Annotated in this window: 18 protein-coding genes; 12 read left to right on the forward strand and 6 right to left on the reverse strand. The window is 60.7% G+C overall.

Features of this window, described 5'->3' with window-relative positions:
• Positions 1 to 81: 81 nt before the first annotated feature.
• Both CAY35_RS05225 and CAY35_RS05230 read right to left on the reverse strand, forming a co-directional pair.
• The gene (locus CAY35_RS05225; RefSeq protein ID WP_109303629.1) at positions 82 to 1,539 is read right to left on the reverse strand and encodes a catalase; all 1,458 of its coding nucleotides are present in this window, start codon (positions 1,537 to 1,539) and stop codon (positions 82 to 84) included.
• A 43-nt stretch (positions 1,540 to 1,582) separates the two neighbouring features.
• Positions 1,583 to 2,041, reverse strand: a complete 459-nt coding sequence (locus CAY35_RS05230; protein ID WP_109303630.1) for a Fur family transcriptional regulator — start codon at positions 2,039 to 2,041, stop codon at positions 1,583 to 1,585.
• A gap of 216 nt (positions 2,042 to 2,257) precedes the next feature.
• Here CAY35_RS05230 and CAY35_RS05235 point away from each other — a divergent pair, with 216 nt between their 5' ends.
• The 6 genes from CAY35_RS05235 to CAY35_RS05260 all read left to right on the forward strand — a co-directional run bounded on the left by CAY35_RS05235 (position 2,258) and on the right by CAY35_RS05260 (position 8,403).
• On the forward strand, positions 2,258 to 3,169 hold the full coding sequence (locus CAY35_RS05235) for an ABC transporter ATP-binding protein (RefSeq protein ID WP_258265651.1): 912 nt from the start codon (positions 2,258 to 2,260) through the stop codon (positions 3,167 to 3,169).
• Positions 3,162 to 5,099 carry an ABC transporter permease gene (locus CAY35_RS09580; protein WP_181377497.1) on the forward strand — a complete coding sequence of 646 codons (1,938 nt, stop codon included), beginning with the start codon at positions 3,162 to 3,164 and terminating at the stop codon, positions 5,097 to 5,099. Before CAY35_RS05235 ends, CAY35_RS09580 begins: the two co-directional genes overlap by 8 nt.
• Before the next feature lie 67 nt (positions 5,100 to 5,166).
• Positions 5,167 to 5,721, forward strand: a complete 555-nt coding sequence (locus tag CAY35_RS05245) for a hypothetical protein (RefSeq protein WP_146191922.1) — start codon at positions 5,167 to 5,169, stop codon at positions 5,719 to 5,721.
• A gap of 83 nt (positions 5,722 to 5,804) precedes the next feature.
• Positions 5,805 to 6,611, forward strand: coding sequence for an exodeoxyribonuclease III (locus CAY35_RS05250; RefSeq protein WP_109303633.1), 807 nt, complete (start codon positions 5,805 to 5,807; stop codon positions 6,609 to 6,611).
• 33 nt (positions 6,612 to 6,644) lie between these two features.
• Positions 6,645 to 7,691, forward strand: coding sequence for a tryptophan--tRNA ligase (gene trpS, locus CAY35_RS05255; protein ID WP_109303634.1), 1,047 nt, complete (start codon positions 6,645 to 6,647; stop codon positions 7,689 to 7,691).
• Between the two features lie 100 nt (positions 7,692 to 7,791).
• Positions 7,792 to 8,403 carry a 2'-5' RNA ligase family protein gene (locus tag CAY35_RS05260; protein WP_109303635.1) on the forward strand — a complete coding sequence of 204 codons (612 nt, stop codon included), beginning with the start codon at positions 7,792 to 7,794 and terminating at the stop codon, positions 8,401 to 8,403.
• 135 nt (positions 8,404 to 8,538) lie between these two features.
• On the opposite strand, the gene CAY35_RS05265 is transcribed toward CAY35_RS05260, so the two are convergent.
• Genes CAY35_RS05265 through sdhC form a run of 4 tightly spaced genes read right to left on the reverse strand, consistent with a single transcriptional unit; the run spans position 8,539 to position 11,984 of the window.
• Positions 8,539 to 9,315: a succinate dehydrogenase iron-sulfur subunit gene (locus CAY35_RS05265; protein WP_109303636.1), complete on the reverse strand. Its 777-nt coding sequence runs from the start codon at positions 9,313 to 9,315 to the stop codon at positions 8,539 to 8,541.
• Positions 9,315 to 11,102, reverse strand: a complete 1,788-nt coding sequence (gene sdhA, locus CAY35_RS05270) for a succinate dehydrogenase flavoprotein subunit (protein WP_109303637.1) — start codon at positions 11,100 to 11,102, stop codon at positions 9,315 to 9,317. The genes CAY35_RS05265 and sdhA overlap by 1 nt, the downstream gene beginning before the upstream one ends.
• A gap of 34 nt (positions 11,103 to 11,136) precedes the next feature.
• On the reverse strand, positions 11,137 to 11,589 hold the full coding sequence (locus CAY35_RS05275; RefSeq protein ID WP_109303638.1) for a succinate dehydrogenase hydrophobic membrane anchor subunit: 453 nt from the start codon (positions 11,587 to 11,589) through the stop codon (positions 11,137 to 11,139).
• Positions 11,590 to 11,591: 2 nt separating this feature from the next.
• Positions 11,592 to 11,984 (reverse strand): succinate dehydrogenase, cytochrome b556 subunit, encoded by a 393-nt coding sequence (gene sdhC / locus CAY35_RS05280; RefSeq protein ID WP_109303639.1) that lies wholly within the window; start codon positions 11,982 to 11,984, stop codon positions 11,592 to 11,594.
• Positions 11,985 to 12,269: 285 nt separating this feature from the next.
• Here sdhC and CAY35_RS05285 point away from each other — a divergent pair, with 285 nt between their 5' ends.
• The 6 genes from CAY35_RS05285 (at position 12,270) to CAY35_RS05310 (ending at position 18,505) form a co-directional block, all read left to right on the forward strand.
• Positions 12,270 to 13,397, forward strand: coding sequence for a mannose-1-phosphate guanylyltransferase (locus tag CAY35_RS05285; protein WP_109303684.1), 1,128 nt, complete (start codon positions 12,270 to 12,272; stop codon positions 13,395 to 13,397).
• Positions 13,398 to 13,440: 43 nt separating this feature from the next.
• A complete protein-coding gene (locus tag CAY35_RS05290; protein ID WP_109303640.1) occupies positions 13,441 to 14,646 on the forward strand; it encodes an amidohydrolase in 1,206 nt (401 codons plus the stop codon).
• A gap of 91 nt (positions 14,647 to 14,737) precedes the next feature.
• The gene (locus CAY35_RS05295; protein WP_181377498.1) at positions 14,738 to 15,406 is read left to right on the forward strand and encodes a DedA family protein; all 669 of its coding nucleotides are present in this window, start codon (positions 14,738 to 14,740) and stop codon (positions 15,404 to 15,406) included.
• Entirely contained in the window at positions 15,396 to 15,857 is a 462-nt protein-coding gene (locus tag CAY35_RS05300) for a MazG nucleotide pyrophosphohydrolase domain-containing protein (RefSeq protein WP_109303642.1), read from the forward strand. Before CAY35_RS05295 ends, CAY35_RS05300 begins: the two co-directional genes overlap by 11 nt.
• A gap of 56 nt (positions 15,858 to 15,913) precedes the next feature.
• Positions 15,914 to 17,194, forward strand: coding sequence for a phosphopyruvate hydratase (gene eno / locus CAY35_RS05305; RefSeq protein ID WP_109303643.1), 1,281 nt, complete (start codon positions 15,914 to 15,916; stop codon positions 17,192 to 17,194).
• 186 nt (positions 17,195 to 17,380) lie between these two features.
• On the forward strand, positions 17,381 to 18,505 hold the full coding sequence (locus CAY35_RS05310) for a septum formation initiator family protein (RefSeq protein ID WP_109303644.1): 1,125 nt from the start codon (positions 17,381 to 17,383) through the stop codon (positions 18,503 to 18,505).
• Positions 18,506 to 18,529: the final 24 nt, after the last annotated feature.

Raw genomic sequence — 18,529 nt, forward strand, 5'->3', positions numbered from 1 at the left:
GCTGATACGCGAAGTGGGGGCGTCCAAACAGTTCGAACTGTTTGGACGCCCCCACTCGTTTAAGCGGTAGGCCGCGTCAGCTTACTTGCGGACGTTGGCCTCGATGCGCTGACCGACCTCTTGGTCGATGTTCTTCCAGTACTCGATCGCGTTGGAGAGAACTGGCTCTACAACGTCGTGGAGTGCGCCGGAAACGGTCTCGACGAGGCGGTCACGGCCGGCGTCGTCGAAGACGTTGCGGACCAGGTCGTGTGCCTGCGAGAAGTCGTCGTCGTCCTTACGGAGGGTGTAGGCCGCGCGGGTCAGGTCGCCGTCAGCTTCCCAACCGTTGTCGACTGGGCCCACTTGGTCCGACCACGAGTCACCGAACGAGTTCGGAGCGTATACGGAACGTGCACCGGTGTGCTCGTACCACATGTTGCCCTCGAAGTTGTAGGTGTGGACGTCGTTGATTGGACGGTTGACAGGCAGCTGCTGGAAGTTGGTGCCGATGCGGTAACGCTGCGCATCCGCGTATGCGAAGTTACGGCCCAGCAGCATCTTGTCTGGGGAGTTACCGGTACCTGGAACCATGTTCGCTGGGGAGAAAGCAGCCTGCTCGATCTCAGCGAAGAAGTTCTCAGGGTTGCGGTTCAGGGTGAAGGTACCGACCTTGTGACGTGGGTAGTCACCCAGCGGCCAAACCTTTGTGAGGTCGAATGGGTTCAGACGGTAGGTCTTAGCCTCTTCGTACGGCATGATCTGAACGTGCATGTCCCACTTCGGGTAGTCGCCGTTCTTGATGGCCTCGAACAGGTCGCGGCGGTGTGCTTCAGCGTCGGTACCTGCGAGGTGCTCTGCTTCCTCGTTGGTGAGGCCTTCGACACCCTGCTGGGACAGGAAGTGGTAGCGAACCCAGAAGCGCTCGCCTTCGGCGTTGACCCACAGGTAGGTGTGGGAGCCGTAGCCGTTCATGTGGCGGTAGCTCTTAGGGATACCGCGGTCACCCATGAGGTAGGAAACCTGGTGTGCGGTCTCTGGGTTCTGGGTCCAGAAGTCCCACTGCATCGTGTTGTCGCGCAGGCCGTTTTCAGGCAGGCGCTTCTGCGAACGGATGAAGTGTGGGAACTTCATTGGGTCGCGCACGAAGAAGACTGGGGTGTTGTTACCGACGAGGTCGAAGTTGCCCTCTTCGGTGTAGAACTTGAGTGCGAAACCGCGAACGTCACGCCACGTGTCTGGGGAGCCGAGCTCACCAGCAACCGTGGAGAAACGAGCCAGCATCGGGGTCTTCTTGCCAGGCTGCAGGAAGTCAGCCTTGGTCCACTGCGAAACGTCCTCGGTGACTTCGAGCTCACCGAAAGCGCCGGAGCCCTTTGCGTGTGGGCGGCGCTCTGGAACGTTCATGCGGTTGAAGTGCGCCAGCGTCTCGACCAGGTGGTGGTCGTGCAGGACGATCGGGCCGTCCTGGCCAACGGTCAGCGAGTTGCGGTCGCTGACAGCAGGGATGCCGGCCTGGGTGGTTGAACCAGTGCCGTGTGGCTTGGTGTTCTCAGCCATGTTGCTCCTTTACTTGGATGAGATTGAAACTTTGTGGACGACCTTATGATTCTTTGCAGTCCTCGCAAAGACCGCGGTAGAGAACCTCCGCCACGTCAATATCGATGCCGTGGGCGTGTGAAGGTTCAAGGCACGGAGCGTGCCCGACGGCGCACTCCACGTCCTCAAGTCTGCCGCATTTCACGCACTGAACATGGTGGTGGTTGTCTCCGGTTTCCACCTCGTAGAGGGTGGGGGAGTTGGGGACTTCCACGCGCCGCAGCAGCTTCACGTTTGTGAGGTCGTGCAGGATCATGTGCGTGGTTGAAAGCGCTAACTGAGGTAGAGCTTCCGATGCGAACTTGTGGATCTGTTCTGCCGACGCATGGGATGACGCGGCTGTTGTTCGCATCACCGCCATCCGTTGCTTGGTGACACGGCGGTGGTGCGCTTTGAGCGTCTCTGCCCATGAGCGTTCACGGTCGTCAACTGGTGTAGCCGCCGTGATCGGTCCGAGTGTCATGCAACACATTCTAGCAAATTATTCTGAATTATTCAGAATAAGAGGCGAATTTTTGGTGACGTACCAGGGAATCCAGAGGCTGTCCGGGGCAACTCTGCCGGAAGGCTTCACACTGAACTTATGTAGTATTCACGTGTGACACAACACTCAAAACCACACTCTGAGACATCGCGCACGGCGCCCCTTGGAACCTCCCAGGCCGGCACGCCAACGGTTCTGCGCGCACGTTCGCTGACTAAGCGATTCGGCGACTTCACCGCCGTCAACGGCATCGACTTCGACGTCGCGGCAGGCGAATCCTTCGGCTTGCTCGGCCCTAACGGCGCCGGCAAGTCCACGACCATGAACATGATCGGCGGCGTCTCAACCCGCACATCGGGCGAGCTCAACATCCTCGGAATGGACCCGAGCGAAGAAGGCCCACGCTTGCGTGCACACCTTGGCGTTGTGCCACAGCAAGACAACCTCGACGAAGAACTCACCGTCCGCGACAACCTCTACATCTACGGCCGCTACTTCGGGATGAAGCGCCGCGAGATCGTGCCGCGCATCAAAGACCTGCTCGCGTTCGCGCAACTTGAAGACAAAGCCGCCAACCGCGTCGACCAGCTCTCGGGCGGCATGAAGCGCCGTCTCACCATCGCGCGTTCGCTCATCAACGACCCCGCCGTGCTGCTACTCGACGAGCCGACCACCGGCCTCGACCCACAGGCCCGTCACATCCTGTGGGACCGCCTGTACAGGCTGAAGGAACGCGGCACAACGCTCATCATCACGACCCACTTCATGGATGAAGCCGAGCAGCTCGCTGACCGGCTCATCGTGGTCGATGGCGGCGAGATCAAGGCTGAAGGTTCCCCTTCCGCGCTCGTACGCGAGTACGCGACCCGCGAAGTCGCGGAGATGCGCTTCGGCTCGGACCAGAACGCTGCAGCGGCGGAGGTCCTGAACAAGGACGGCTTCCGTACCGAGACCCTCGCCGACCGCGTGCTCGTCTACGCGGACGACGGCGAGGCCGCGATCTCCCGCGCCGTGAGCTTGGGCCTGCGCCCGGTCTCGACCCTGGCTCGCCGCGCATCCCTTGAAGACGTGTTCCTGATTCTGACGGGACGGTCCCTCATTGACTGACTCTCGCAACCCACACGCAACCGGTGCCTCAGCAACAGGCGCCACTGCGGTCGGCACCGCAGCAATAGGCACCGACGTCATCGAACGCCGCGAACCGATCACCGGCCCAACAGAACAAGGCGACCGCTCGGCACGGAAGGTCGCCCGCTCAGGCTCGTGGTACTTCGCGGAATACCTCTTCCGCGGGATGCGCCGCTACATCGACGTGATCCTCGCGGACTCCGTCGGAACCCCGCTCATGTACCTCGTCACGCTGGGCGTGGGTCTCGGCGCGATCCTCACGAACAATCAAACGAGCTTCGACGGCGTCCCGTACATCACCTTCATCGCCGGTGCGCTCGCCGCAACCATGGCGGTCGGCATCGCGATGGAGGAAATGACTTTCCCCGTGATGGGCGGGTTCAAATGGAACCGCACCTATTACGGGCCGCAGGTCACCCCGATCACGCCGCAGCAGATCGCTCGGGGTACGGTGATCGCGGTATCGATACGCGTGGTGGCGCAGACCGTCCTGTTGCTTTTGATCCTCGCGGCCTTCGGCGCCATTCACAGCCTGAGCTCTGTCTTGGTGATTGTGTTTTCAACGATCGCAGCACTTGCTTTCGGCTTGCCGTGCATGGCGTTCGCGGCCGGTATTTTCCAGGAGCGCGGCCAATTCTCGGTCATCATCCGCTTCATCTTCATGCCGATGTTCCTGTTCTCGGGAACCTTCTACCCGCTCGAGCACCTGCCGATCTACCTGCAGTGGATCGGCTGGGTCTCACCCATCTGGCATGCGACCGAGCTGAACCGGTGGGCGATCTACGGGCACGAGGTTGAGCCGTGGATGTTCCCGGTCCACCTCGGCGTCATGATCGTGGTTGCGGTGATCGCGTTCCTGATCGCGCAGACTCGCTATTACCGCCGCTTGCGCGGTGAAAAGGTTAAGACTCGCGTATGGGGTGCCCGCGCCGCCAAGAAGACGATGGCGAGCATGGCCCCCGCTGGCACCTCGGGTGAAGCAGGTGATCCGTACGCGGTCGGCTACGGAAGCCGAGGCGTCGGTTCCGACGGTGCCTATGAAGACTCCGCACCTTCCGCCGCGGCCGCTGCCCAGGCCCCGGGCGCAGCGCAAGCCGCGCTTTCGCGGGTCAGCAAGCCACGGCGTCGTTGGCTATCGAACCTGTATGGCCGCAACGCTAAAGCGGTCATGGAACGTTCGTGGATGGCGACCAAGAACTCGACGTGGATTGTGATCGTAACCGGCTTTGCGGAGCCGGTGCTGTATTTGGCCTCGCTCGGTTTCGGCCTCGGCGTGGTCATCAGCGGGGTCGAAGGCCCAGGCGGGCAGACGATGAGCTACGCGGCGTACATCGCGCCGGGCTTGCTCGCGGTTTCAGCGATGAACGGTGCCCTCATGGACACTAACAACATGTTCTTCAAGCTGCGCTACGCGAAGCTCTACCGGGTCATGCTTAACACGTCGCTCGGTCCGATGGACGTTGCGATCGGCGAAATCACGATGGCGATGATCCGTGGGTTCATCTACTCGCTCGGTTTCTACCTCATCGCCGCGGCGGCGGGTCTTGTGGGGTGGGGCAGTGGACTGCTCATGATTCCGGCAGCGGTGCTCATAGCGTTCGGATTCGCGGCCGTGTTCATGGCCATCACCACGTGGTTCACACGCTTCCAACACCTCGACTGGCTCAACCTGGTCGTTCAGCCGCTGACCCTGTTCTCCGCGACCTTCTTCCCGCTGGACGTGTACCCGCAAGCCGTGCAGGCCGTCATCGCTTCGCTACCGCTGTGGCACGGCGTCGACCTGCTGCGCATGCTCGCGACCTCGACGTTCACCATCGACATCCTCTGGCACGTGCTGTACTTCGTTGTCATGGCGGTTGCGGGACTGACGGTTGCGACGATGAGGTTCAAGAAGATGTTCCTCACCTAACAAGTGAGCTGGACACAACACGTGATCCGGGCCGTGCGCGGCTGAGGCATCTGGGATAATGGACACCATGTCTGAACTCCCTTCGTCTAATAAACAGGCCAGCGCGCGCGCTCGTAACGTCGCTCGCCCGCTCGGCATGGCCTCCTGGATGATGGCCGTGCTGACGCTCGCGCTCATCGTCGCCATCATCTTCGCTGCGAACTCCAACCAGGTTGTCGGCTGGATCGTCGTCATCATCACGGGCCTGTGGCTCTTGCTCGTGGCCGGTGTGTTCCTGACCTTGCGGGCCGGCGCGCGGGCAGTGGGCCGTCGCTGGGATAAAACGAACGCGAACCTCGCCGCGAAAATCTCGAACAACGCGAGCCCGGACAGCACCCGCCCTGGCGTGATCAGCGAAGCCGAAATGAACCACGAGATGAAGCTCGATCACTCGTTCAAGATCGTGCAGGTCCAGCACGGTGTGGTTATGGAGAACCTCGGCAAAGACGACGAACAAGCCAAAGATATGGTCAACCGTGCGCTGGACACCATTAACATCACCGCGACGAACGCCCGCGACATGATTAAGCAGCGCCGCAAAGACCGCCACACCAGCACTGTCGAAGGCGAAATCATCGACTAACCCTGGGCGGCCGAGCCCGCGCAGAGAACCAACCACATAGAACGAACCAAAGACTGAGAACCGATCAAGCTAAAGGTAATTGAGTGTCTGAGAACGCATTGCGAGTAGCATCCTTCAACGTCAACGGAATCCGCGCGGCAGCACGCCGGGGATTCGATGAGTGGCTCGAAGACCGTGGCGTCGACATCCTCGCACTGCAAGAAGTGCGTGCGCAGGATTCAATCGTTCAGAAACACTTCGAAGGAAGCGACTGGCATGTCCTGCACGCAGAAGCAGCGGACAAGGGCCGCGCAGGCGTGCTCATCGCCTCCAAGCAGAAGCCAGACGCAACCCGCATCGGAATCGGGGAAGCCTACTTCGAAACCTCTGGCCGTTGGGTCGAAGCCGACTACACCATCAACGGCCGCAAGCTGACCGTCGTCTCCGCATACGTGCACTCCGGCGAAGTAGATACCCCGCGTCAGGACGATAAATACAAGTTCCTCGACACGATGCTCGTGCGCATGCCGGAACTTGCAAAGCATGCAGACGACGTGCTGATCGTCGGTGATCTCAACGTGGGCCACACCGAACTTGACATCAAGAACTGGAAGGGCAACGTCAAGAACGCAGGCTTCCTCCCGGAAGAGCGTGCCTACTTCGACAAGTTCTTCGGCGAGATCGGCTACAAGGACGTCGCCCGCGAACTCGCAGGGGATGTGCCAGGCCCCTACACGTGGTGGTCCTACCGCGGAAAGGCCTTCGACAACGACGCCGGCTGGCGCATCGACTACCACATGGCCACCCCAGACCTCGCCGCCCGCGCCATCCAGGCGACAGTCGACCGCGCCGAATCCTACGACAAGCGAGTATCAGACCACTCGGCGCTCGTCATCGACTACCGCATCTAGCTCACATACCACCTGAAGGACACCAGCATCACCATGAGCACCGAAATCGAAACCCCGAAGGAAACAGCTCACCGCCCACGCATCCTCTCCGGAATGCAGCCTTCCGCGGACTCCCTGCATCTCGGAAACTACCTGGGTGCGCTCGTGCAGTTCGTGAAGCTTCAACACGATGCCGACGCGTTCTACTTTGTGCCGGACCTGCACTCGATCACGTCCCCAGACGGCTCGACCAACCTCGCGCAGCGCACCCGCACGACCGCCGCGCAGTACATCGCGGGTGGCGTCGACGTCGACAAAGCGACGCTGTTCATTCAGTCCCACATTCCAGAGCACGCCGAGCTTAACTGGGTTCTGCAGTGCCTCACCGGCTTCGGCGAGGCATCCCGCATGACCCAGTTCAAGGACAAGTCGAGCCGCTACGGGGCCGACTCGACCAACGTGGGCCTGTTTACCTACCCATCGCTCATGGCGGCCGACATCCTGCTTTACAAGGCGGATCAAGTGCCGGTCGGGGACGACCAGACCCAGCACGTCGAACTGACCCGCACCCTCGCACAACGCTTCAACCACCGCTTCGGTGAGGTGTTCGTGATTCCTAAGGCCGTCAACCCGCCAAACGGTGCCCGCATCTACGACCTGCAGGACCCGACCTCCAAGATGTCCAAGTCCGGCGAATCACCTAACGGCCGCATCGACATCCTCGATGCGCCAAAGACGATCGCCAAGCGCATCAAGTCCGCAGTGACGGACAATGGCACCGAGATCTCCTTCGACCGCGAGACCAAGCCGGGCGTATCCAACCTGCTTTCGATCCTCTCCGCGGTAACTGACAAGCCAATCGACGCGCTTGTGGCCGAGTACGAAGGCAAGATGTACGGCCATCTCAAGGTAGACGTTGCCGACGCCGTGGTCGCGGCCCTCGAGCCGGTCCGCGACCGCACGCTCGAGCTGCTCGATGACCCTGCCGAACTGGACCGCTTGCTCGCCGTTGGCGCGGCGAAGGCCCGCGCGGTTGCACAAGAGACCCTCAAAGAGGTGTACGACGCGGTCGGCTTCCTGCCTCCTGCACGCTTGTCCTAAGAACCTCAAGCCCGCCTCAAATGAAGCCACGGCGCAATCTGGAGCCCAGCATTTCGCTGGGCTCCAGCTTCTTTTATGGGCTGCGCGGTAAGGTTCAAGTATGGGAACCGAACGCAACGAGCACGGCGCGACCCAGGACGGATCAACAGAGCGCGGAGCAACACAGGACGGAGCAGCGCAGGGGAGCATCCGCCTTCCTGGGGCGAGCCAGTCCTTTCTCGGCATCGTGATCCCAGTTGAGGGCGAGTACGCCCGCAAGGTTTCGCAAACCCGCGCTGCAACGGGCGATCCGTTCGCCTACATCCCTCCGCACATCACGCTAATGTCAGGCGTACCGTTGACTGACCCTGCGGAAGCGATTGCTCACGTCCGGAACGTTGTGTCAGCGTTTTCGTCATTCCCGATTCGTTTCGCGGGAACCGACACGTTCTACCCGGTTTCACCCGTGACCTATCTCCGTGTGGTGGAGGGGGAGCGGGAACTCACCGAGCTACATGAACGCCTGCATGCCGGCCCGCTCGATTCGAAACCGGCGTTCCCTTTCGTGCCACATCTCACCCTGGCGCAGGAGATCGCGCCTGAGCGTCTTGCCGAGGTGCGCCGGGAGTGGGAGGACGTCTCGTTCAATATGGCGGCGCACAGCGTCACGGTGCATGTGGGGGACGGCGCGGGGGCTTGGACTCAGATCGAAGAGCTCGTTTTCAACGGCTGATCCGCCGACGCTGTATCGTCCAACACTGTTAGACGTTTGCCAACACTGTTAAACGTGTGTGGGCCGGAAAGGGACATTCCCTTTCCGGCCCACACACATGCGAGGGGCTAAGCCCTACACGGCCATGCCGTCACCTTAGACGGTGCGGTTCAGGATCGCGCGCTTGACCTCAGCGATGGCCTTGGTCACCTGGATGCCACGTGGGCATGCCTCGGTGCAGTTGAAGGTCGTGCGGCAGCGCCATACGCCTTCCTTGTCGTTGAGGACCTCAAGACGCATGTCGCCGGCCTCGTCACGCGAGTCGAAGATGAAGCGGTGAGCGTTCACAACGGCCGCTGGGCCGAAGTACTGGCCGTCGGTCCAGAAGATCGGGCACGACGTGGTGCATGCTGCACACAGGATGCACTTGGTGGTGTCATCGAAGCGTGCACGCTCTTCCTGGGACTGCAGGCGCTCACGGGTTGGAGCGTTGCCCTTGGTCACGAGGAAGGGCATGACCTCACGGTAGGACTGGAAGAACGGTTCCATGTCCACGATAAGGTCCTTCTCGACTGGAAGGCCCTTGATTGGCTCAACGGTGATTGGCTTGGAGGTGTCCAAATCCTTGAGCAGGGTCTTGCATGCCAAGCGGTTGCGGCCGTTGATGCGCATAGCGTCGGAGCCGCAAATGCCGTGGGCGCAGGAACGACGGAACGAAAGCGAACCGTCCTGATCCCACTTAGCCTGGTGTAGGGCATCCAGGACACGGTCGGTGCCGTACATGGTCAGCTTGAACTCGTCCCAGTGGGCCTCGTCGGAGACCTCTGGGTTGAAGCGGCGGACCTTCAGGGTGATATCGAACTGTTCGATTTCGCCGGACTCGGAGCCAGCAACCTCAATCTTGGATGCTGGTTCAGCAACGTTGGTAGACATCAGTACTTACGCTCCATCGGTTCGTAGCGGGTGAAGACAACCGGCTTGGTTTCGAAACGCAGGCCGCGAGTGCCGTCGATGTTGGCGGACTCGTCCTTGTAGATCATGGAGTGCTTCATGAAGTTCTCATCGTCACGGTTCGGGTAGTCCTCGTGGTAGTGGCCACCGCGGGACTCGTGACGGTGCATAGCAGCAACGGTCATGACCTCTGCAAGGTCGAGCAGGAAACCGAGCTCGATGGCTTCGAGCAGGTCCAGGTTGAAGCGCTTGCCCTTGTCCTGGATACCAACCGACTTGTAACGCTCACGCAGCGCCTCGATGTCATCGAGGGCCTGCTTCATGGAAGCCTCGGAACGGAACACCTGCATGTTGGTGTCCATGGTCTGCTGCAGTTCGGCACGGATGTGCGCAACGCGCTCTGGGCCGTCGTTGTGCAGAGCGTGGTTGACCTGCTCTTCGACGAACGCGGTTGGGTTCTCCGGAACAGCAACGAACTCAGCGTTACGCGCGTATTCAGCGGCGTTGATGCCGGAGCGCTTACCGAAGACGTTGATGTCCAGAAGCGAGTTGGTGCCCAGACGGTTCGAGCCGTGAACGGAAACGCACGCGACCTCACCGGCAGCGTACAGGCCAGGCACGATCGTGTCGTTGTCCTGGAGGACCTCACCCTTCACGTTGGTTGGGATACCACCCATGATGTAGTGAGCGGTCGGGAAGACCGGAACAGGCTCGGTGTATGGCTCGACACCCAGGTAGGTGCGTGCGAATTCGGTGATGTCCGGGAGCTTCTCGTCGATGTGGGAAGGCTCGAGGTGGGTGAGGTCGAGGAGGACGTAGTCCTTCTTCGGGCCAGCACCGCGACCTTCGCGGACTTCCTGAGCCATCGAACGTGCCACGATGTCACGTGGCGCGAGGTCCTTAATGGTTGGTGCGTAGCGCTCCATGAAGCGCTCACCGTCGCCGTTACGCAGGACGCCACCTTCACCACGAGCAGCCTCGGAGAGGAGGATGCCGAGGCCAGCGAGGCCGGTCGGGTGGAACTGGACGAACTCCATGTCCTCGAGTGGCAGGCCTGCGCGGAACGCGATCGCCATGCCGTCACCCGTGAGGGTGTGAGCGTTCGAGGTGGTCTTGAAGATCTTGCCTGCGCCACCGGTTGCGAAGACAACCGACTTAGCCTGGAAGACCTCGATCTCGCCGGTTGCGAGGTCATAGGTCACGACGCCGGCAACGCGCTTCTGCTTGTACGGGGTGCCGTCTTCGCGGGTCGCGTCCTCTTCCGTGAGGAGCAGGTCGAGAACGTAGACCTCGTTGAAGAACTCAACGTTGTGCTTGACGCAGTTTTGGTAGAGGGTCTGCAGAATCATGTGACCCGTGCGGTCTGCTGCGTAGCAAGCGCGGCGGACAGGGGCCTTACCGTGGTCGCGGGTGTGGCCACCGAAGCGACGCTGGTCAATCTTGCCTTCTGGGGTTCGGTTGAACGGGAGACCCATCTGCTCGAGGTCGATCACCGCGTCGATGGCTTCCTTAGCCATGATCTCCGCGGCGTCCTGGTCAACGAGGTAGTCGCCACCCTTAATGGTGTCGAACGTGTGCCATTCCCAGTTGTCCTCTTCAACGTTGGCGAGTGCCGCGCACATACCGCCCTGCGCTGCACCGGTGTGAGAACGAGTTGGGTAGAGCTTAGTCAAGACCGCGGTGCGTGCACGCTGACCTGCCTCGATGGCAGCGCGCATGCCGGCGCCGCCGGCACCGACGATCACGACGTCGTACTGATGTACCTGCATTCGTGTTTTCCTTTTCGAAACGTCAGGGGGCTACTCAGGCGCCACACACGGCGAGAGTCGAGCCAGGGATGCATGGGTCAAAGGTGAAAATGACCATGGTGCCGAGAATCACGGTGAAGATCGATGCGATGTAGAGGATCGTCTTGAGCCAGAAACGGGTGCGATCCTTCTCAGCGTAGTCATTGATGATGGTGCGAACACCGTTGGTGCCATGCAGCATTGCCAGCCACAGCATCGTCAGATCCCAGAACTGCCACAGTGGGTTAGCCCACTTACCGGCAACGAAACCGAAATTGATAGCTGCGACGCCGTCGCCCACCAGCAGGTTGGTGATGAGGTGGCCGAAGATCAGAACGATCAAGACCACGCCAGAGAAGCGCATGAACAGCCATGTCATCATCTCGAAGTTGTTGCGGGACTTACGTGACCGGTTGTACTTCGGGTCAATCCGTGGGGAACGGGGAGCTTCAATCTGTGCAGTAGCCATGATTAGTTACCCCCAAAGAAGTGGCTGAACACGAGAGTCAAGTGGCGGGCGCCGAATGCGGCGACGGTCACGACCCAGAGGACAATGACGCCCCAGAAGAGGCCGCGCTGAATCTTGGTGCCCTGCTTGAGGAAGTCAACCAAGATCAAGCGGACACCGTTGAAGGCGTGGAACACGATAGCGGCAACGAGTGCGAACTCGGCGATCGCCATGATCGGGTTCTTGTACGCGCCAATCACGGCGTCGTATGCGCCTGGGTCAATGCGAACCAGGGCGGTGTCCAGAACGTGGACGAGCAAAAAGAAGAAAATAACGACACCGGTAACGCGGTGTCCCACCCACGACCACATGCCTTCACGGCCGCGGTACAGGGTGCCAGAAGATGTCTTCGACACTGATCTACCTCCAAGACCACCGGGCGTATGTGCCACTTTGGGCACAATTTCGGGTGCGCGCCGATGTCAGCGTTCCTATCTAGCCTAATGCACTTTGAGTTCGCTTGCCGCGTAGCTAGCCAAGAGTGTGACCTGTGCCGCACAAATGCGTTGGTTGCTCTCGGGGTCAACGTCATCTGGCTGAAATACGCACGCTAAAGCTTTCTTAATAGAGTGTGGGCAGCCGTGAAACGGGGGCACGTGTGTCAGGGCAGGCAGGTGTTCTCGGGTAGGGTGAATCAAATGATGATGAATGATGGTGTCTCCGACGACGTCATGAAGCGCTTTTATGGCGTCATTCCTGCCGGCGGGACGGGGACTCGGTTGTGGCCACTGTCGCGGGCCGCTGCCCCTAAGTTTTTGCATGACCTCACAGGTTGCGGCAGCACACTCATTCGTTCGACGTACGAACGCCTTTTGCCGCTGACTAACGAGCGCGTCCTCGTCGTCACGGGGCAAGCGCACGGCGAGGCTGTTCGCCGCCAGATCACAGAACTTCGTGAGCATGACCTCGTGTTGGAGCCTGAACCGAAGGACTCTGCCGCGGCGATTGGCTTGACTGCCGCGATTCTCAATAAGTTCAACCCAGACATCATCATGGGTTCGTTCGCGGCCGATCAGGTCATCACTCCGGAAGCACAGTTCCGTGACGCGGTCGTGGAGGCAGTACATGTTGCCGCGACGGGCAAGATCGTGACGATCGGAATCACCCCGACCTATGCCGCGACCGGTTTCGGTTACATCCGTGCGGGCAAAAAGCTGATCATCCCGGGCGCTCCGAACGGCCGTGCAGTGATCGATTTTGTTGAAAAGCCGGGAGAGGACGCGGCGCAGCGTTATCTTGCGAGCGGCAACTACTTGTGGAATGCAGGCATGTTCGTGGCCCCTGTCGGGCTGATGCTCAAGCATCTGCGGAAGAACGAGCCGGCGCTGGCCGCAGGTCTTGAGGAGATCGCCGATGCGTGGGGCACTGATCGTCAACAGCAGGTCATGAACGATGTGTGGCCTGGCCTGCCTAAAACTGCGATTGACTACGCGGTTGCGGAACCTGCGGCCGCCGCGGGCGATGTTGCGGTGGTTCCAGGTGAGTTCACGTGGGATGACGTAGGTGACTTCGCTGCCCTTGGACGTCTTAATCCGGCAGAAGATGACTCCCGCGTAAGAGTCCTTGGTCATGGCGGCCGTGTCTACGTCGATGAGTCCTCCGGCATCGTTGTGTCCGATACCAACCGTGTGATCGCTTTGATCGGCGTGGAAGATGTTGTCGTCGTCGATACGCCTGATGCGCTGCTTGTGACCACCAAATCGCACGCGCAGCAGGTTAAGGACGCAGTTAACGCGTTGAAGGCTCACGGCCAAACCGACGTACTCTAACAGCGACGTACTCTATTGAGGAGACGAAGAGGAAGGTAACGCCGTGACAGCTCAAACGTTCGCACTGGACACTTCTGCGCAAATCGAGGATCTGTTTGAGAGCCTCGTGGCGTTCCGACGTGAAGTGCATGCTGATCCGGAGTTGTCATTCGAGGAGTTCCGTACAACCGACAGGATCGTAGAAGCCCTCGAAATAGCAGGACTTGAGCCTCAGCGCTTGCAGGACACCGGCGTTTACGTTGATATCGGCGAGGGGCCTTTCGCGATCGGCTTGCGTGCAGATATCGACGCTCTGCCGGTCACCGAAGTTACGGGACTCGAGTACGCATCCAAAAACAAGGGTGTGGCGCATGCGTGTGGCCACGACGTCCACACGACCGTGATGCTCGGCGTCGCGTTCGTGCTTCACCGCCTGAATCAGGAAGGCAAGCTCAACGCTCGCGTACGCGTCATCTTCCAGCCAGCTGAAGAGAAGATGCCGGGCGGAGCTAAGAAGGTCATTAAGCAGGGCATCATTGACCCGCTTCCGCGCCTGGCCGCGTTGCACTGCGAGCCGCGCATCCTCGCGGGCCGCGTTGGAACCCGCATCGGCGCTATCACCTCGGCATCTGACACGATCCGCATTCGCCTTCACGGCCGCGGCGGCCACACGTCCCGCCCGCATCTGACCGAGGACCTTGTGTACGCGATGGCGCAGATCGCGCTGGGTGTTCCGGCGGTTCTGAGCCGCCGCATCGACGTTCGTTCCGCGGTTTCTGTTGTGTGGGGTCAGATCAGCGCGGGTAACGCGCCGAACGCGATTCCGGCGTTCGGTACCTTGTCCGGCACGATGCGCTGCCTCGACGCCGGTGCGTGGGACCAGGCGGGTGAGTTGCTTGATCAGGTCATCAAGCAGGTCGCGGCGCCGTATAACGTTGAAGTTGAGCTGGATCACATCCGCGGTGTTCCGCCGGTTGTCAACGCCGAGTCCGAGACCGCGCTCATCGAAGAAGCCGCCCGCCAGGAGATCGGCGGCGAGGCTATCGAACTGATGCCGCAGTCGATGGGCGGCGAGGATTTCGCATGGATGACGATGCGCAAGCCAGGCGTTCTGATGCGCTTGGGTACGCGCCGCCCCGGTGGGCCGGTTTACGACCTTCACCAGGGTGACTACGATCCGGATGAATCCGCGATCAAGACTGGCGTTGCTGTGATGGCTCGCGCCGCGCTGCTTGCTGCTGACGAGGCGGCGCACAAGGCGCAGAAGTAGCAGAAGTAGTCGACCGCGTCGATAGGAAGAGTATGACGGGATGAACCTGATCGGACTAGTTGTCGCTTCAAAACTGGGCGACACGTTGGACATGGTTAACGATTGGATCCTCCACACGGCGACCGCGTGGTGGGTTCTACCCGTTGTTTTCCTGATGTCCGTGATCGATGGGTTCTTCCCGGTTGTTCCCTCGGAGTCTTTGCTTATCGGCTTGTCTTCGGTGTGGAGCTCACAAGGCTTCTGGCCGGTGTTCGTTTTGGCGCTCGTGGGCGCAACCGGCGCTTTCATTGGCGACCAGATCGCTTATTCGATGGGCCGGGCGGTGGGCCGCCAGGGTTTCAAATGGATGCGCAGGCCTGCGGTCGCGAAGATGCTGGTGACCGCCGAAAAGCAGCTTGAGAAGCGTGGCGGCGTCCTGATTTTCACTGCGCGGTATGTGCCCATTGGTCGCGTCGCAGTGAACTTCACGGCCGGCGCGACGGGCTACTCGCGTAAGGCGTTCATGCTCTATGACGCGATCGGGTGCCTCATGTGGGGCGCGTATTCCGTGTTGATCGGAACCGTGGGTGGCCAGTGGATGGAAGAGAACCGCCTGCTGGGGATTTTCATTTCGATCTGTATCGCGATGGCGCTCGGCTGGGTCTTGGACCGCATCGTGCATCGCGTGATTTTTCGGGTTAACCCTGACTGGGAAGAAACTGAGCCGAAGCCTAAGCCTCCGCGCCGTGAGGTGCATTTGAAGGATCCCGATGAGTCCTGAACACGAACATTCCGCTGACCTCGATCAGGTGACGGCCGCGCTGGCACGGGTGCGCGGCATCGTGCGTTTGTTGCGTAGCGAATGCGGTTGGACGTCGGCGCTGACCCCGCAGAAGCTGACCCCGTACCTGATTGAGGAAGCTCAGGAAGTGCACGATGCGGTGGCTGGGGACGCGCCGGATGCGGACTTGGTTGCGGAGCTGGGGGATGTGTTGTTTCAGATCCTGCTGCACGCTGAGATGGGTAGGGAGCGCGGCGCGTTCGATCTGGATGACATCGCCGACGCTCTGAGCGCTAAGTTGCTGCGCCGAAACACGCATCTTTTCACGCCGGAAGGCTCGCTACGGCCTGATCCGCAGCACAGCGCGGAAGCGGCTGAAGCGGCGTGGGCGGAAGCAAAAAAGCGTGAGAAAGAGGCTCGGGCGCACAACGACCGATACGATGGGAAGTGACGAGCGGCGCCACCACAAAGCCACGCGCCGTTAAATCATCAAAGGAGCACAAACCCATGCCTCTGATTGACGCCGTTCACGCGCGCCAGGTCATCGATTCCCGCGGTAACCCAACTGTTGAAGCTGAAGTTCTTCTCACGGACGGCTCACTGGGCCGCGCCATCGTGCCTTCGGGCGCATCCACTGGTGAATTCGAAGCGGTAGAGCTTCGCGACGGCGACAAGAGCCGCTACCTCGGCAAGGGCGTCACCAAGGCCGTGGACAACGTCATTGACGTCATCGGCCCTGAACTCCAGGGTCTCGTTGCGACCGACCAGCGTGACATCGACCAGCTCATGCTTGACCTGGATGGCACGAACAACAAGTCCAAGCTCGGCGCTAACGCTCTGCTGGGCGTTTCGCTCGCAGCCGCTCACGCTGCTTCCGAGTCTTCGAACCTCCCGCTGTACAAGTACCTCGGCGGCCCGAACGCTCACGTTCTGCCAGTTCCGATGATGAACATCCTCAACGGCGGCTCCCACGCTGACTCCGATGTGGATATTCAGGAGTTCATGATTGCGCCGCTTTCCGCGCCAACCTTCTCTGAAGCGCTGCGCATGGGCATTGAGGTGTACCACTCGCTCAAGGCTGTTCTGAACGAAAAGGGCCTCTCGACCGGCCTCGGCGACGAAGGTGGCTTCGCTCCGAACCTGCCAAGCAACCGCACCGCGCTCGATTTGATCGTGACCGCGATCGAGAAGGCCGGCTACAAGCCAGGCGCCGACGTTGCGCTCGCGCTTGACGTTGCATCCTCCGAGTTCTACAAGGACGGCGTCTACGTCTTCGAAGGCGAGAACCGCACCGCAGAGCAGATGGCTGACTACTACGCCGAGCTCGTTGAGGCGTACTCGCTCGTTTCCATCGAAGACCCGCTCTACGAAGACGACTGGGCAGGCTGGAAGAACCTGACCGAGCGCCTGGGCGACAAGGTCCAGCTGGTTGGCGACGACCTGTTCGTAACCAACCCAGAACGCCTCGAACGCGGCATCAAGGACGACACCGCGAACGCGTTGCTCGTCAAGGTCAACCAGATCGGTACCCTCACCGAAACCCTCGACGCGATCACGATGGCACAGCGCGCAGGCTACGCGTGCATGATCTCGCACCGCTCGGGTGAAACGGAAGACGTCACGATCGCTGACCTCGCCGTGGCAACCAACGCCGGCCAGATCAAGACCGGCGCGCCAGCGCGCTCCGACCGCGTCGCAAAGTACAACCACTTGCTCCGCATCGAAGAGGAACTCGGCGAAGCCGCAGCCTACGCCGGCGCATCCGCTTTCCCACGTTTCAAGGCCTAAATTCAGGGCCTACGCGCGGCTGGCCGCAGCCGTGATCGCGTCTAGTGAGACTGCCGATGCGCTCGCGGCGCGGTTAGCCCGCAGACACAGCTCAGCTGAGTAGGATAGGAAACCACCGAAGCTTTGTTCTTCGGTGGTTTCCTGCGTTACTAGCGGGTATGGATTTAGCGCCGAAAGGATGTGCCAATGAGCCAGCGACGCCCACGCGTACCGCATGCGCACAGTGCACAGCAGGCGCGTGAATCCAGCGCGCAACAAGCTCGCGAAGCTGAGCAAGCACGCGAAGACGCAGAAGCGCGCGAAGCTGAGCAAGCGCACAAAGCCGAAGAAGCGCGCAAAGACGCAGAGGCGTTGCAGTCGGCGCAAGAGCCCGGACTAACACCGCACCCTGAACAGGCGCATCAGCCTGAACCTTCGGTAGCTGAGGCTGACAAGCCGCAAGAGACCATCACCGCTACATCTAAGGCGCGGCCCAGCAAGCAAGATAAGAAGCAGCGCCGCCTCGAAAAAAGCGAACGCCGCCGCATGCAACGCGAGCAGGCCCGCAAGCGTGCCGAGGCGCGGGCGAAAGACACCGAAGAACGCAAAGCGCGCTTCCACGCTCGCCAAGAAAAAGCTAAACAAGAGCGTGCCTCGCGCGCCTCAGTGCGGGACGCCCAGCACCCAGCGCAACGCAACGACCAAGCTGGAACTAAGCGTGGACGTGCCGCGGCGCGAGCCGCGGCGGCCGAACGCCGCAAAGCCCGCGTCAACGATCGGCTTACCGAACGTGCCGCACTTCAAGGTGCCATCCGTTCCACCGGAGTGCGTGCCTCAGCGCAGAAGACCAAGCCGACGCCGCAGCAGCCGGTTCCAGCGAAAAGCTTGTCGATGCGCGTTATCGTGCTGACCATCGTCGTCATCATCTCTGCGGTGACGATGTTCCCGGCACTCACAACACTCGGCAACCAGACGGCTGAACTTAACAAAGCCCGCGCTGACATCGCCCAAGCTAAAGCCGAACAAGAACGGCTAGACCGCGAGCTTAAACGCTGGGACGACCCCGAATACATCAAGCAGCAGTCACGCAACCGGCTCAACGTGTATTCGCCGGGGGAGAAGCTCTACGTTCCGGTCGGTAAGCCGGCCAAGAAGAAGCTCGCAGCGACAAGCCATCCAAGCGGTTACAGGCAAGGGCTGCCGTGGGCAGAAGGTCTGTGGGATTCCACGGTTTCATTAGGAACCAACCCGACCTCACGCCAACAAACCGACCAGAAGACTGAACAGAACCAGAACACTGGTCAGAACCACAAGACTGATCAGAACGACTAATCTGGGCAGAAGCGTAACGAGGAG

The sequence above is a fragment of the Pseudoglutamicibacter cumminsii genome, assembly GCF_003143995.1.
Lineage (GTDB): Bacteria > Actinomycetota > Actinomycetes > Actinomycetales > Micrococcaceae > Pseudoglutamicibacter > Pseudoglutamicibacter cumminsii_B.

Coding starts and splice junctions, on each gene's coding strand:
- CAY35_RS05265 (WP_109303636.1), bottom strand. CDS start 9,315: ATGTCTACCAACGTTGCTGAACCAGCATCCAAGATTGAGGTTGCTGGC.
- CAY35_RS05285 (WP_109303684.1), top strand. CDS start 12,270: ATGATGAATGATGGTGTCTCCGACGACGTCATGAAGCGCTTTTATGGC.
- CAY35_RS05260 (WP_109303635.1), top strand. CDS start 7,792: ATGGGAACCGAACGCAACGAGCACGGCGCGACCCAGGACGGATCAACA.
- CAY35_RS05310 (WP_109303644.1), top strand. CDS start 17,381: ATGAGCCAGCGACGCCCACGCGTACCGCATGCGCACAGTGCACAGCAG.
- CAY35_RS05225 (WP_109303629.1), bottom strand. CDS start 1,539: ATGGCTGAGAACACCAAGCCACACGGCACTGGTTCAACCACCCAGGCC.
- CAY35_RS05300 (WP_109303642.1), top strand. CDS start 15,396: ATGAGTCCTGAACACGAACATTCCGCTGACCTCGATCAGGTGACGGCC.
- eno (WP_109303643.1), top strand. CDS start 15,914: ATGCCTCTGATTGACGCCGTTCACGCGCGCCAGGTCATCGATTCCCGC.
- sdhA (WP_109303637.1), bottom strand. CDS start 11,102: ATGCAGGTACATCAGTACGACGTCGTGATCGTCGGTGCCGGCGGCGCC.
- CAY35_RS05245 (WP_146191922.1), top strand. CDS start 5,167: ATGTCTGAACTCCCTTCGTCTAATAAACAGGCCAGCGCGCGCGCTCGT.
- CAY35_RS05295 (WP_181377498.1), top strand. CDS start 14,738: ATGGTTAACGATTGGATCCTCCACACGGCGACCGCGTGGTGGGTTCTA.
- CAY35_RS05275 (WP_109303638.1), bottom strand. CDS start 11,589: ATGGCTACTGCACAGATTGAAGCTCCCCGTTCCCCACGGATTGACCCG.
- CAY35_RS05230 (WP_109303630.1), bottom strand. CDS start 2,041: ATGACACTCGGACCGATCACGGCGGCTACACCAGTTGACGACCGTGAA.
- trpS (WP_109303634.1), top strand. CDS start 6,645: ATGAGCACCGAAATCGAAACCCCGAAGGAAACAGCTCACCGCCCACGC.